The sequence below is a fragment of the Corynebacterium sp. HMSC072G08 genome (assembly GCF_001809185.1).
Lineage (GTDB): Bacteria > Actinomycetota > Actinomycetes > Mycobacteriales > Mycobacteriaceae > Corynebacterium > Corynebacterium phoceense.
Window position 1 is genome coordinate 1 of sequence record NZ_KV796442.1, and the last position, 414, is coordinate 414.

The window sequence follows — 414 nt, forward strand, 5'->3', positions numbered from 1 at the left end:
AAAGGCCGGCGCGTGTTCGCAGACTTGGTGAACCGTGACTTCACAGCCTGTGCTGCCAATCGTGTGTTGGTTGGCGATATTACGTATCTGCCGATCGCAGACGGGGCGAACATGTACTTAGCAACAGTGATTGATTGCTTTTCTCGCAAGCTTGTCGGCTTTGCTATCGCAAATCACATGCGTACCGAACTGGTAGAAGAGGCTCTCGAAAACGCTTCCCACCTGCGAGGAGGTCTTGATGGTGCGATTTTCCACTCGGATCATGGAAGCGTGTATACCTCGTCGCAGTTCCAGGCAACATGCAAGCGCTTGGGCGTTGCCCAGTCGATGGGCGCGGTGGGAACCAGCGCGGATAATTCGCTCGCCGAGTCGTTCAACGCAGCTTTAAAGCGGGAGGTCCTCAAAGATGCGAAG

At 54.8% G+C, this 414-nt stretch carries 1 protein-coding gene; it reads left to right on the forward strand.

What is annotated here, in order from left to right; all coding sequences use genetic code 11:
* On the forward strand, positions 1 to 414 hold a 414-nt coding region (locus HMPREF2559_RS08980), incomplete at both ends, for a DDE-type integrase/transposase/recombinase (protein WP_148138805.1).